This is a genomic window from Paenibacillus sp. W4I10, from assembly GCF_030816325.1.
Classification (GTDB): domain Bacteria; phylum Bacillota; class Bacilli; order Paenibacillales; family Paenibacillaceae; genus Paenibacillus; species Paenibacillus amylolyticus_B.
In genome coordinates, this window is record NZ_JAUSXX010000001.1 from 575,386 (window position 1) to 590,130 (window position 14,745).

Annotated in this window: 9 protein-coding genes and 1 pseudogene; all 10 read left to right on the forward strand. The window is 46.2% G+C overall.

What is annotated here, in order from left to right:
- Positions 1–501 precede the first annotated feature (501 nt).
- The 10 genes and pseudogenes from pflB to QF049_RS02585 all read left to right on the forward strand — a co-directional run bounded on the left by pflB (position 502) and on the right by QF049_RS02585 (position 14,619).
- Positions 502–2,760: a formate C-acetyltransferase gene (pflB, locus tag QF049_RS02540; protein WP_124116140.1), complete on the forward strand. Its 2,259-nt coding sequence runs from the start codon at positions 502–504 to the stop codon at positions 2,758–2,760.
- A gap of 88 nt (positions 2,761–2,848) precedes the next feature.
- Positions 2,849–3,601, forward strand: coding sequence for a pyruvate formate-lyase-activating protein (gene pflA / locus QF049_RS02545; RefSeq protein WP_124116141.1), 753 nt, complete (start codon positions 2,849–2,851; stop codon positions 3,599–3,601).
- A 192-nt stretch (positions 3,602–3,793) separates the two neighbouring features.
- A pseudogene (locus QF049_RS02550) lies at positions 3,794–5,162 on the forward strand (ABC transporter substrate-binding protein).
- Between the two features lie 51 nt (positions 5,163–5,213).
- Positions 5,214–6,098, forward strand: coding sequence for a carbohydrate ABC transporter permease (locus QF049_RS02555; protein ID WP_307534620.1), 885 nt, complete (start codon positions 5,214–5,216; stop codon positions 6,096–6,098).
- Entirely contained in the window at positions 6,098–6,928 is an 831-nt protein-coding gene (locus QF049_RS02560) for a carbohydrate ABC transporter permease (RefSeq protein WP_307534622.1), read from the forward strand. The genes QF049_RS02555 and QF049_RS02560 overlap by 1 nt, the downstream gene beginning before the upstream one ends.
- 32 nt (positions 6,929–6,960) lie before the next feature.
- Positions 6,961–8,796, forward strand: a complete 1,836-nt coding sequence (locus QF049_RS02565) for a cache domain-containing sensor histidine kinase (protein ID WP_307534624.1) — start codon at positions 6,961–6,963, stop codon at positions 8,794–8,796.
- A complete protein-coding gene (locus tag QF049_RS02570) occupies positions 8,793–10,424 on the forward strand; it encodes a response regulator transcription factor (protein WP_307534626.1) in 1,632 nt (543 codons plus the stop codon). Before QF049_RS02565 ends, QF049_RS02570 begins: the two co-directional genes overlap by 4 nt.
- A gap of 28 nt (positions 10,425–10,452) precedes the next feature.
- A complete protein-coding gene (locus QF049_RS02575; protein ID WP_307534629.1) occupies positions 10,453–10,821 on the forward strand; it encodes a glycoside hydrolase family 3 N-terminal domain-containing protein in 369 nt (122 codons plus the stop codon).
- Complete coding sequence (locus QF049_RS02580) at positions 10,806–12,092, forward strand: glycoside hydrolase family 3 protein (RefSeq protein ID WP_307543076.1); 1,287 nt, start codon at positions 10,806–10,808, stop codon at positions 12,090–12,092. Before QF049_RS02575 ends, QF049_RS02580 begins: the two co-directional genes overlap by 16 nt.
- Before the next feature lie 274 nt (positions 12,093–12,366).
- On the forward strand, positions 12,367–14,619 hold the full coding sequence (locus tag QF049_RS02585) for a stalk domain-containing protein (protein ID WP_307534630.1): 2,253 nt from the start codon (positions 12,367–12,369) through the stop codon (positions 14,617–14,619).
- The last annotated feature ends 126 nt before the right edge of the window (positions 14,620–14,745 follow it).

The following is a 14,745-nucleotide window of genomic DNA, read 5'->3' on the forward strand; positions in this document are numbered from 1 at the left end:
CCTAAGTCCTTGTTTGCTCCGAGTTTAACGGAGCAATGGTCCTAAAGAGATTACACGGAATCCGTGATGAGGTCGTTTGACCCAGATGTTCACACAATAACGAAGAGGGCAGAAAAAACTGAAGAAGCGGAGCGTTCGCCTTTATCCCCGGATTTTCCCCTTTGAAAAATAAAATTGAAAAAATCCGGGGATAACAGCGATCGGAAGTTGTTCTGCCCGCGCAGTGGCTAAGTGTGAATTTACAGGGTTCAATGGGACACAGCGCAGGTGGAGTGAGTTAGTTCACTGACTTTGTGACAAAAATCACAGATGATGAAAGCCTCAAGTCGTATACTGAAAATGTAAGAAAAACATTCATCCCGCGGTTCCGGTTCCCAAGTAGAGAGAACATGTTCCGGTTTATGTGAAACAATTCACATTAATCGCGGCTCTGGGCACACAATGCTACGAATGAAACAAGATGTTATGTGTCCAGAAATCCAAATTAGTGGAGGGATTAAGATGTCGGTGATTGAAAAAGATGTCAAACAACAAACAGGCTGGAGAAACTTTACCAAAGGAACATGGACCAAATCCGTAGATGTGAATGATTTTCTGGCACACAACTTGTCTCCGTATTACGGTGATGAAGCATTCCTAGCAGGTGCAACCCAGAATACCAAAGAATTGTGGGAGATCGTATCTGATCTGACCAAAAAAGAACGGGATAACGGCGGTGTCCTTGACGTTGATGTGAACACACCAGCGACTATTGTTTCTCACCAACCAGGTTATCTGGATCAATCCAAAGAGCAGATTGTCGGCGTTCAGACCGATGCTCCATTCAGACGTTCCATTCAACCAACAGGCGGAATCCGGATGATGATTGATGCATGTGAAGCATATGGCTTCGAATTGCCTCAAGGCGTCATTGATATATTTACAAACATTCGCAAAACACATAACCAGGGTGTATTCGATGCTTATACTTCCGATATGCGTGCAGCGCGTAAAGCAGGGATTATTACAGGTCTGCCAGATGCTTACGGCCGTGGCCGGATCATCGGTGACTATCGTCGTGTAGCTTTGTACGGGGTAGACTTCCTGATTCGTAACAAAAAAGGTGAATTGAACGCACTCGAAGTTGATGTTATTGATGAAGATGTCATTCGACTGCGGGAAGAATTGTCTGAACAGATTCGTGCATTGCAAGAATTGAAACAATTGGGCGAAATGCACGGGTTCGATATTTCCTTGCCAGCGACTACAGCAAAAGAAGCATTCCAATGGTTGTACTTCGGTTATCTCGCTGCGATCAAAGAACAAAACGGTGCTGCGATGTCACTGGGTCGTGTATCTTCTTTCCTGGATATCTACATTGAACGTGACCTGCAAGAAGGCATTCTGTCCGAAGAACAGGCTCAGGAATTGGTGGACCATTTCGTAATGAAACTGCGGATTGTCAAATTCTTGCGCACACCGGATTACAACGAACTGTTCAGTGGAGATCCAACATGGGTGACCGAGTCCATCGGTGGTATGTCTGTGAATGGTGAAACACGTGTAACCAAAAACAGCTTCCGTTTCCTGCATACACTGCACAACCTGGGTCCTGCACCAGAACCGAACTTGACTGTTCTCTGGTCAACGAAACTTCCAGAAGCTTTCAAAGATTATTGCAGCAAAGTATCTATCGAAACCAGCTCAATCCAGTATGAAAATGATGATCTGATGCGTCCAATCTACGGTGACGATTACGGTATTGCATGCTGTGTGTCGGCGATGAAGATCGGGAAACAAATGCAATTTTTCGGCGCTCGTGCCAACCTGGCAAAAGCTCTCCTGTATGCGATCAACGGTGGTCGTGACGAGAAATCCGGAGCACAAGTTGGACCTGAGTATCCTGCCATCACTAGCGAAGTGCTGGATTACAATGAGGTTATGAAACGCTTCAAACCAATGATGGAGTGGCTGGCGAAACTGTATATGAACACCCTCAACGTCATTCACTACATGCACGATAAATACAGCTATGAGCGTATCGAAATGGCATTACATGACCGTGACATTGTACGTACGATGGCTTGTGGTATAGCCGGTCTCTCGGTTACAGCAGATTCACTGAGTGCAATCAAATATGCCAAAGTAAAACCAATTCGTAACGAACAAGGCATCGCTGTTGATTTTGAAATCGAAGGAGACTTTCCTTGTTACGGTAACAATGAAGACAGCGTAGACAGCATTGCTGTTGAACTGGTCGAGAACTTCATGGGCATGATTCGCAAGCACAAAGCTTACCGTAACGCAGTTCCAACACAATCCGTTCTAACGATCACTTCCAACGTGGTATATGGTAAGAAAACAGGGACAACACCGGATGGTCGTAAAGCAGGTGAACCATTTGCTCCAGGCGCGAACCCAATGCATGGTCGTGATAAAAAAGGTGCACTGGCATCCCTTGGCTCTGTAGCCAAATTGCCTTATGAACACAGTCTTGATGGTATTTCCAATACCTTCTCCATCGTGCCAAAAGCATTGGGTAAAGAGGAGACTACACGTAAATCCAATCTGACTGCGATGATGGATGGGTACTTCGGTCAAAACGCTCATCACCTGAACGTTAACGTATTTGATCGTCAGCAATTGATTGATGCGATGGATCACCCGGAAAACTATCCGCAACTGACTGTACGGGTATCCGGATATGCCGTTAACTTCATTAAACTGACTCGTGAACAACAGTTGGATGTCATCAACCGTACGTTCCATGGCTCGATGTAAATAATTTGCAAGTAGAGGACTGCTAGAGCAAGGCATTCCAAACATATTAAACGCACAGCGGATGCGGATACAGAAAGGAAGAGGCAGCATGGTTAAAGGACATATTCATTCACTCGAAACTTTCGGGACGGTTGACGGCCCAGGCATCCGCTTTGTGCTTTTTATGCAAGGATGTCTACTCAAATGTCAATATTGCCACAATCCTGATACATGGGCGCTGGATGGTGGAAAAGAAATGACGCTTGAGGAGGTACTGGCTGAAATTGAGCCGTATCTTTCCTACTACCGCAGCTCGGGAGGCGGACTCACGATATCTGGCGGAGAACCAACGTTACAGGCCCACTTTGTAGCCGAAATCTTCAAGGAAGTGAAGCGGCGCTGGGGATTGCATACGACACTGGACAGCAACGGATTTAACGAACCGGAACGGATTCACGATCTGTTGGATCATACAGACCTGGTTCTGCTGGACCTCAAACATATTGATGATGAGAAACATATCAAGTTGACAGGTAAATCCAACGAGAGAACGTTGAAAACGGCCAAGTGGTTATCGGAGCAAGGTCGGAAAATGTGGATACGTCACGTGTATGTTCCTGGCATTCATAACGAGGAAGAGGATCTGCTTAACCTCGGACGATTTATTGGAACATTAAATGGCGTCGAGAAATTCGAAATTCTTCCATACCATCAGATGGGGATCTATAAATGGGAGGCGCTCGGCAAAGTATATCCACTGGATGGTGTTCCTTCGCCAAGTGAAGAAGAAGTGGAGCGGGCGTATCGCCTGATCGAACAAGGTCGCCAGGAAACGGCTGGCGCGGCTTGTTCCGGTAAGTGATCAACATTTATATATAACGTAGAAACTAAGAGCCAAGCAGTCCTTGCGAATACACTTCGCAGGGGCTGTTTTTTGTCCAGTAAAGGATTTTATCCCTCCATTGATGAATTGTCATCCTTACGATGTAAGCTCCGGCTTTTTATAATCAGAGTGTAAAGCCAAATGCTCAATATCTTGAGGAGGGTCAACCAGATGAAAAAAAGAATGACATTGCTGCTTTCATTATTGCTTATCACTTCATGGACTTTGGCGGGATGTGCAGGCTCAAGTAACGAGCCACAGCAGGGCGCAGGCAATACACCTGTGGAGGAGACAAGTAAGGAACCGGTTGAGATGCTTCTTCGCCACACGCAGGTGGGGGCTGACAAACAAAAAAGATTGGCCATTCTGCAGGATGTTGTGGACAAAGTGGAGGGTGAGATACCCAATCTGACCTTTACGCTGGATGGTGTCGAATCCGATGTGAATCGCAAGGAGAAGCTTCGCGGGGAGATGGCGGCAGGCAACCCCGCCGGATATATTCGAACTGTTCGGTAGCCCGGATTCCAAAGTTTATGCCAAGGAAGGTATGTTGCTTGATCTGACCCCAATCCTGCAAGAGCTGGGCATTCAAGACCAGTTTACATCCCTTGAACCGTTTACGTATGAAGGCAAAGTCTATGGACTGCCAATTGGCGGTTCAGGCGAAGGTTTTTTCTATAATAAAGAGTACTTTGAACAAAAAGGATGGAAAGCCCCAACTACCATGGCTGAACTGGACAATATACTGGCCGAGATCAAGGCTGATGGCAAAGTGCCGCTTGCTTCCGCATCCAAGGCGGGCTGGGTACCGCTTATGTTAACCAACCATCTGTGGTCCCGATATGCCGGGCCGGAGATTACCGCAAAGTTTGCAACAGGTGAAGCGAAGTGGACCGATCCGGGTGTTGTGCAAGGTTTTGCCAAACATAAGGAATGGGTTGATAAGGGTTATTTCAAAAAAGGTGAGCTGGGCTTCGAGTATGCCGAATACACCACGCAATTTACAAGTGGAGAAGCGGTATTAATGTATGACGGAACATGGAAATCATCTGTATTCAAGGAAGGTCAGAGCGGTGAATCGCTCATTGGCAAGGTTGGATTCTTCAATATGCCTCCGGTAGAGAACGGAGCAGGTGATCAGACGTCTTTGATGCGTGATGTGAACAATGGATACGGATTCTCTGCAGCAGTGGCGGATGACCCGCAGAAGCTGGAAGCAGTGAAAGCTTTTATCAAAAATTTCTACAATGAAGATATGCAGGTTCGCGGCCTTGTGGAAGATGGTGTGTTGCCTGCCATGAAGCTGGATGAGAAAGTGTTAACCGATAGCATTACCGATGATCTGATGAAAGAAATTGTGGCCGTTCTTAATGCGTCCAAGACGTCGTTCCCGGCATTTGATGCACTCGTTCAGGCGGATGTGACGACAGAGATCAGCAATCTGCAAATCCAGAAGTTGATTGGTGGGCAGACCACGCCAGAGAAAATGGCAGAAGAGCTGCAAAAGGTACAGGAAGAAGCAAACGCTTCAGTGGAATAAATCAATCCAAGCTGAAACTGCGATCGTTGAAGTGACTGAAGGAGGCTGACCATGAATACTTCACTCCGCAGCCCGTTAATCTATACGTTGTTTGTAATGCCAGCCCTAATCCTGTTTGTGATGTTCTTCCTATATCCTATTGGCAGCTCCCTGTATTACAGTCTGACGAGTTGGAATGGGGTATCGGCTGAGCCACGTTTTGTGGGTTTATCCAACTATGTGAAGGCGCTGACCGATGAACGTTTTTGGATTTCCACAAGGAATAACGGCTTTTTCATCGGATTTTCGGTACTGATTCAGGTACCCCTAATCGTCCTGTTTTCGCTTCTGATTGCCAATGTGAAAAGGCTGAAAGGTCTGTATAAAACGGCTGTTTTCTTACCATCCATCATGTCGACAGCCGTTATCGGTATCTTGTGGGGGTTCATCTATGAACCCAATATTGGACTGTTAAACAAAATACTTCATGTGCTGGGCATCGAGCCCATCTACTGGTTATCGGATAACCGATTTGCCATGTTGTCCATTTTGGTGACCAACGCCTGGCAGTGGACGGGATTTTACATTGTCATGGTGCTGGCGGCCATTCTGGCGATTCCCCGTGATTTGGATGAAGCGGCTGCAATCGATGGGGCAACGGCGGTACAACGTGCAATGCGAATTACGTTGCCGCTGATCCGGCCGATCATTTCAGTGGTGATCATGTTGTCCACTGCAGGAGCCATGAAAGCAGCTGATATCGTGATTGTCATGACCAAAGGTGGGCCCGCAGGGTCCACCGAGGTTCTGGCGACATACATGATCAAATATGCGATTACCAACTTCAAATATGGTTATGGCAATACCATTGCAGTGCTGATCTTTGCTCTGACGCTTGTGCTTACTGCGGTGTATCAACTGCTGGTAGCGAGGCGGGGCGAGAAGGTGGAATATTGATGGCGAAAAGCATAAAAAGCAGTATACCTCATGTGTTGTTAATGTTGTATTTAATCGCGATTTTGTTTCCCTTTTTATTTGTGATTTTCTCGTCCTTCAAGCAGGATAACAATGAGATCGCCTTGAATCCATTCGGTCTGCCGACAACATGGGAGTTTAACAATTATGTGGAGGCATGGGTGAATGCAAAGATTGGCACGTATTTCTGGAACAGCCTGTACATTTCGATTCTGTCTTCGGCGTGCACAATTGCACTCGGTGCCATGTTTGCTTTTGCCGTAACCCGAATGAGACACCGAAAATGGAGTCTGTTTCTGTACAGCCTGATTCTGGCGGGCATGCTTATTCCCAACAATGCACTCATGCTGCCGATCTATCTGCTTGTACGCAAAATGGGCATATTGGATACACATCTGGCATTGATTGTGCCCTATGTGGCGAATGCGATCCCCTTTACCATTATTATACTGGCGGCTTTTATGCGATCTCTGCCTGGAGAAATTGAGGAAGCGGCGGTTATGGACGGCTTGAGGGCCCCGGGTATCTTTGCTAAAATAGTGATACCTCTTACGGTTCCGGCTATTGTTACCGTTTTTATCGTTAATTTCCTCGGCAACTGGAACGAATTTTTACTCGCCAACTATTTCTTATCCACCGATAAATTGCGCACGCTGCCAGTGGGCATGGTCCAGTTTCGGGATCAATATCAGATGAACTATGCCCAGATGTCGGCAGGTATTGTATACAGTGTTGTACCTGTACTTGTGATCTACGCTATACTCCAGGAGAAAATTATAGAAGGAGTAACTGCAGGTGGTGTCAAAGGTTAATACCATGAACCAGTGAATAGGGAGAACGGGATATGAACTTGCGAATGAAGCTGGCCTTGGCATTTCTGCTGCTGATCATTGTACCGATGTGTGCGCTGGGCATTGGCATGTTTCTGGTCACATCACATACGATTGAGAAAAAATATAATCAACAGGCCGAATATGCGCTTCAGGCTATTAGTTACAATATCGAGAATGTATTTCAGCAGATTAACAATGTGACCGACAACGGGATAGCCACATCGGTTTTCCAAATGGCATTGAACGCCAAAGATCCGACCAAGCAGGATCTGGGGACCGGTAATCAGTTATCCCTGAATGCCAGCCAGCGCAATTTCCGTTCCCTTCTATATAACTATCCATTCATCAGTTATGCCTTTTTATATGATTTGCGTTCTTCCGAGAACAACCAGATTGTCTCCATTTTCACCAAAGAGAACTTTCAAGCCCTTCCTTTTCAGCAATTCAAAGTGCATCCTTTATTCAACGAAATTCAGCAACTTAATGGTGTGCCTAAATGGCTCGCACCTCTGGAATATCCCGAATTAACCGGGGTAGAGCCTGTCTTCACCCAAATCAGATTGGTCAAAGAACTCAGTTATTTTCAAAATATCGGCGTGCTTGTTGTTCAGATCAAAAAAGGAGAGATCGACCGGATCTTCCGTCACCTGCAAATCAGCGATTCGGCACAGGATACGTCGTTCCTGTTAATTAATGAAGAAGGACTGATCGTTTATGATCCTGCAGGTATTTATAACGGTGAGAACATGCAAAACCTTGGTGCTGAATCCGGCAGGTACGGTCCCGGCTTTAGCAGTGTCAGAACGGTCTTTGACGGCAAGGAGAGCATCATTTCGCAATATCATCTGAAGAACTATAACTGGAGTCTCGTCAGTGTGACTTCATGGGAAGCCTTATCTGCGGAAACCAATGCCTTTGCAGGTTGGTCTGTCATCATTATTCTATTATGCTTGCTCGCAGCAATGATCTTTAATCTTTTTTTCATGAATCGCATCACGGGTAACATTGCTGTACTTGTACGGTTTATGCGTCGTGTGGATGATGGTGATTTTAATGCGAGGGTGGAAGGAAAAGGATTCGATGAAATGCAGCTGCTTGCGCAAGGGTTCAATGAACTATTGGATCGTATCGGGGGATTATTTCGTCGTGTTCGTGCAGAGCAAGAGCAGAAAGCCCAAGCGGAACTGCGTGTACTACAGGCTCAGATCAAACCTCATTTTCTGTTTAACACATTGGAATCCATTAATGGATTAGCGCTGCGTGGGGAGGGCCGTAAAGTAAGCGAGATGGTGACCAGACTTGGCAATATGCTTCGTATTAGCATTCAGGATCAGGAGGAGATTCCGCTGGGTGAGGAAATAAGACATTTGCAAAGTTATCTGGAGATTCAACAGTACAGGTTCAGTGATTTGTTCACCTATGAGATTGACATTCCACCCCATCTATACAGCTCAATCCTGCTTAAGCTTACCCTCCAGCCTCTGGTGGAAAATAGTATTCAACATGGGTTTGAGGGGATCACCTATCCAGGTGTACTGCGGATAAGCGCATATGCAGAACGGGGTCATCTGGTGTTATGTGTTGAGGATAATGGGATCGGTATTCCCCAGGAAATGCTCGCACGATTTGAGTATATGGCAGAAGATCCGCCGGAGGATATGCTCACGGAAGGGGCGGAATCATTATCGTCTATAACTGAACGCAGGGGATTGGGATTACGAAGTGTGGCAGATCGAATTCGTATTCAATACGGGGCCGGGTATGGCATATTTATATGTTCAGCACCGGGGTACGGCACAGTTATTCGATGCATCATTCCATTATATGAGCAGGAGGAAGCCGGATGAATCTGACTGCAATGCTGGTTGACGATGAGCTGCCGATTCTGGAGAATCTGAACTTCATTTTACCCTGGGAAGAGATGGGGATTGAAATCACAGGTACAGCGAGAAGTGGGGTAGAAGCGCTGGGGAAAGTAACAGAAAGTCATCCAGACATTCTCTTGTGCGATATTCGGATGCCGTCTATGGATGGATTGGAACTTATTCGTTTGCTGCGAGAGCAGGGTGAAACGTGTGAAATTATTTTGCTGACCGGCTATCAGCAGTTTGAATATGCTCGAACCGCTATCAAGTATAATGTACATGAATACATATGTAAGCCAATTGATTATTTGAATCTGGAACATAAACTGCGTGAGCTTGCCGGGCAGATCCAGAAGAGACGCCTGGAAAACGAATCGCAACGTTATCGCAGCCAAGAGATGGAAAGCTGGATCAGACACAAACAGTTGATTGACCTGTTGCGAGGAGAAGCACCATTGAAGGTGGCCTATCCTGCCTCTGTTCCTGAATTCATAACAACTGCTGCACCTTATACGTTGCTGCTGGTGGATGCAGTCGGTTATTTTCGCCATTCTATCGGCTGGTCCGAGCTTCAGCATCAACGATGGCATGAGACCGTAAGTTCCAGACTTAGGGAAGTGGCAGAGAGAATTATGGATGACTGCCAGATTCTTTCGACCCGCAAAGGTGAGTGGTGCATCCTGCTGGAGGCATCGGGGGAGTGGAAACGTCGCTCAGAGGAACTGGCCCATCAACTGTGTCTCGAATTAAATATGATATTGTCCTTGGATTCAAGTGTGAAGTTCAGGGTTGTTCAGGATGCTGTGCCCGTGAACCTGGAAAGTCAAATTCTGGAGCGATACCGGTATTGTCAAAAAATACTGATGTCCCATTCGGAGAGTGAAGACAAGGTGCTGAAGGCGAGTTGTCCCGAAACCGCCTTATCGTATGATCATACGGCCTCCAAAGGGGCTAACTCATGGATTACAAGAGAAGATCTGGAGCTTGTTACTCGGTGGATTCGTCAAGGCAACAAGCAGGGGTTATGTGATGTATTGGATCGGCTTAAACAGCAAATGGGGAATTCAGGACAATCCTCCAGCAAGATAGATGAAACCAATCTTCGGTTTATGCTTGTACACATGCTTCGGGAACTGCGTGAAGTACAGGCCCTCGCTGAAGAGCACGAAGCGAATTTTTGGAATGCACTGCAAGGAGCCGTATCCATGAGGGAACTCCTTGAACTTGCAGAGGCTGTTACCCATGTCTGTCAGGGCAAACAAACGCAGCCACGTCCTTCTGTATCGGAACTGATCCTGTCTGCATGTGAGTATATGGATGCACGGCTGCAACAGGACTTGGGAATAGATGAAGTCTCAGATTGGCTCGGAATCAGTCCGGGATACTTCTGCCAGCTATTTAAAAACCAAATGGGTGTTACTTTTGTAGAATACATGACGCAGAAACGGATGGAAAGTGCCGCTTTATTGTTGAGTACAACCGAATGGAGCATTACAGCGATTGGGGAAGCCACAGGTTTCAAGGAGCGCCGTTACTTCTCCAAGGTGTTTCATAAACACTTCCACATGAAACCCTCCGAGTACAGGCAGAGTAAACGATTGGGTTCGTAGTGGCAAGGGAAACGGGAGGAGAGGTCAAATGAAACCCTTGAATGATCTGACATTGGAGCAAAAGGTAGGCCAATTGTTGATGTGTGGATTTCCCAGTCAGCACGCAGATGAACAGATTACTCGCTTAATCCGTGACTATCACGTCGGGGGCGTCATTTATTTCCGGCGCAATGTCGAAAGTGTAGATCAATTGACACGGCTGTCCGCCGAACTACAAGATATGGCTGCCGAAGCGGGGGCCCTACCACTCATGATTTCGGTGGACCAGGAAGGTGGCATGGTTGCACGGATTGACAAAGAGGGAATGACCCAAGTGCCGGGTAATATGGCACTTGGGGTGCGACAGGCAATCCGGAATATACCCTGGAGTGTGCTCAAATTCTGGGCGGTGAGTTAAAAAACATCGGTATTGATATGAACCTTGCGCCAGTGGTCGACGTGAATAACAACCCTCTTAACCCGGTCATCGGCGTTCGTTCGTATGGTGAATATGCTGAAAGTGTGGCCGCTCATGGCGTAGCAGCCATCACCGGATATCAATCACAGGGCATAGCTGCTACTGCCAAACATTTTCCGGGACACGGAGATACTGCTGTAGATTCTCATCTTGGTATGGTTACGGTACCTCATGATCGAAACAGGCTGGAACAGATGGAGTTGTTACCGTTCCGTAAGGCGATTGAGGCCGGAGTTGATGCTATTATGACAGCTCATGTGATGTTCCCTTCGATTGAGCCCGAGCCCATTCCGGCAACGTTGTCGCATAAGGTGTTAACGGGTCTATTACGTGAGGAAATGGGTTTTGAAGGCATTATTATTACAGACTGTCTTGAAATGCATGCGATATCCAAGCCATATGGGGTAGCTGAAGCTGCGATTCGTGCTGTGGAGGCAGGAGCAGATCTGATCCTGGTGAGTCATACCTTGCACGATCAGGTTGCTGCGCTGGAAGCCATTGTGGAAGCAGTTCGAACGGGCCGGATCTCGGAAGAAGTTATTCATCAGGCGGTTGAACGCATTATGACATGGAAAAGAAAGCGCTGCGGCCAGCAGAATGATCATCTGGTTTCGCCGAAAGCGAGTGAAACGGTCGAAGCAACCGATGTTGAACCTGTTGATTGCACTGAATCCACTAAACCCACAGAGCCCAACGAATCGACGTTGTTCAAGATTGCTTCAAACAGTATTACCATCGTTCATAATGATGGGCTGCTGCCGTTGGACCCAGAGAAGGACGTGTATGTCATCTGGCCTGAGGTTGTGCAACGGACAGAGGTGGATGAACCTTGGTCTCATACAGAATCGCTGGGTATTGCTCTATCGCAGCTACGAGGCAGAGTTCGTGAGCACAAAATTACTACTCAGCCCACTTATGATGAAGCAGATCGGATATTGGCGGATGTGTCGGATAGTGAACAAGTTATCGTATGTACGTACACATCGGCAGGTCATCTTCCGAAAGGGCAACAGTATTTGGTTGAAAAGCTTAGTGAAAACCATTCGCTGATTGTAATTGCTTTGCGTAATCCATATGACCTGCTGGAGATTTCGAGGCCGGGAAGTTATGTATGTACGTATGAGAATACACCTGCAGTTGTTCGGGCCCTGTCCCATGTGTTAACCGGTGGACTGCAGCCAACAGGAAGTCTGCCTGTCCGTTTGCGCTAGACCTATTCAATCCTTAAATCTCTCTGCGATATGGTGCTGATTAACCATCTCCTGGAGAGATTTTTTTGTTGGAATTTTCTATTGGTTAATTTTGGGATATGAATGCTAAAAAGATAATTGATAGATAACTATTTTCATAGTATTTTCCTTCTATTAAAAGTTTACAATTCTCCTCTTAACTTTTTAGCAACTTTTCCCGGTTCCAAGCGTCTAATAATATGACTTTTTGAGGGGATATTTATAAAATGGGAGCAGAAGGAGCCAAAGACAAAGAATGAATTTGAAGAAGAAATTGTCAATACTTACCGCTTTTGCTGTGTTTCAGGCGTTTGCAGTGATTCCTGCCAATGCACAATCAGCAGATCAGAGCGATACTACATCAGTGAATACAGCCGAAGTTAAATCCGTGGAGGTTGTGAAGAAAGAACAAACCATCGCGGAATCCGAAGTGAAATCTGGAACAAACACTCCAACATCAAATAATGAAACAACTGAAGAAGTGAACCCTGAGACAGATGTTCCTACAGGAACAGACGCGACTCCTGTTGAGCCGGTAATTGAACCTACGGACGAAGAAGGTACAGCTGAGGAAACACCAGCACCTGCACCAGTAGAAGTGGAGCAACCATCTACAGGGAGTTCATCTGTTGCTGGAGGCCGGGGTGGAGACCTCACTCTTTATATGAACAGTAATAAAATGATGCAAGATGGCAAAACGTATCTTGCTGGACAGCCGATGGCTGTTAAAAATGGTGTATCCTATGTAGCGATCCGTGCTCTCGTTGATCGGGTTGGCTATGATGTCAAATATGATAACACAACCAAAGAAACGATCATTATTAGTGGTGAAGATGAGCTGCGTTTCAAAACAAACAGCAAGATCTATACCGTTAATGGTGTGTCTAGAACGATGAAGGGCGCGGCTTATCAACAAAAAAATACGTTCATGGTGCCGTTGACTTCAATTACCCAGGCTCTGGACATTACGTATAAAGTAAATCAATCTGCTAAAACGGTTGTATTGAATCTGAGTACCAAACCGGTGGCGAGCTTCACGGTACAAAAAGAGGTTTTTGCCGGAGACCAGGTAACCTACACAACTAAATCCAGCTCTCCCAAGGGACTCAGCATTGTAGATGAGCGTTGGACAGGCCGTCAGGATTCATTCGACCAACCAGGTGTATACACAGTAACCTATGCGGTTCAGGATTCAAGTGGTCAATGGAGCGATCCGTATTCGGTTACGATTAAGGTTGAAAGACCAAATCTGCCACCTGTCGCAATGTTTACGACAGATAAAGAAGAATACAAAATGGGTGAGAAAATCACTTATATTGATCAAAGTACAGATGATGAAAATGCGATTGTAAAAACCGAATGGGATAACAATGCACTTGCATTCTTTGTTCCAGGACCGAAGACCGTAACGATTACAGTTACCGATAAACATGGTGCTAGCGATAGCTATACCAAGATGATCAATATTACGGGAGAAACACTTTATAGTTTGACTGACTTCAATCAATTGTTCACACCAGTCGGTGAGAAGTTCACTTTTGACGGTGGTGGAGTGCCGGCATTGGAGAAAGTACCTTTCACTTATTATGATGAACCAAGTCTGCTGATCCGCAGTAACAGCCCGGAAACCGTGAATACAGAAGGCATTGTGTACAAGGAATCTTCCTTCGGACAAACACGCTTCATGATTCACCATGTGAACAACACGGGCAAAAATGTGAAAATGTATGTTGTAGCGACAAACAACAATGCATACACGGCGTCCATTGACCAGCAAAACATGGGCTTTGCAGGACCGTCTCCTTTTGCAACGGTAGCTGGAAAGTTGTCCATTGATCGTTGGTTCCAATCCATGCAGAATGGTACCGGACAAAAGAAAGTGTACATCCAGCCAGGAGAAAGCAAGCTGATTCTTAATGATCTGAGCGTTCTTCCGATGAAACAGGGACAAGTCATTTCCTTGTATTCGGATGTATTCAGTGACTATGAACTGGATTACAACATTATCATGATTGAAGAAAACAAGGACCCGATGGAAGTGTTGTCAAGCCTGCCGGTTCTGGATCGTGATGGTGTTCACAACCGCGGAACGTACCCGAATGCAACACGGATCATTACGTACGATCAAGAATTAGGATCGAAGCCTGCACGTCTTCCACTTGGAGACAATGCAAGTGATCCAAACCTTGTAGGAACGGACCCTATGGCTTTCACTGAAGCGTCCAACGCAGGTAACTTCGGTGTATTGTACAAAATTACATTGAATAATGTTGCTCCGCGCACGTTGATTTCATTCAACCCTCGTGGAGGCAGATATTCAGGTGTGGCACTCGTGAATGGACAGGTCGTTCAGATTTCCACAGGGAAATCTGTAACTGCACCTAATGAGCAAAGCGTAATGTATCGCACAGGTTCGTACGGCGAGAGTGTAACTATTCTCTTCTCGGCGGCACCAGGAAGTAACTTGCCTGTTAACCTGCTGTTCACGCCTCTTCCGGCTGAAAAGTAATATCATGAACATGCACGGACGGTTTGGAGTGAAAGCTTATATCATATATACCCGTTCACCCCAAAAGTCGCCCGAACGATTGATCATCTGAACCGTCAGGAAGGGACTCCATCAAAATGTAATGTC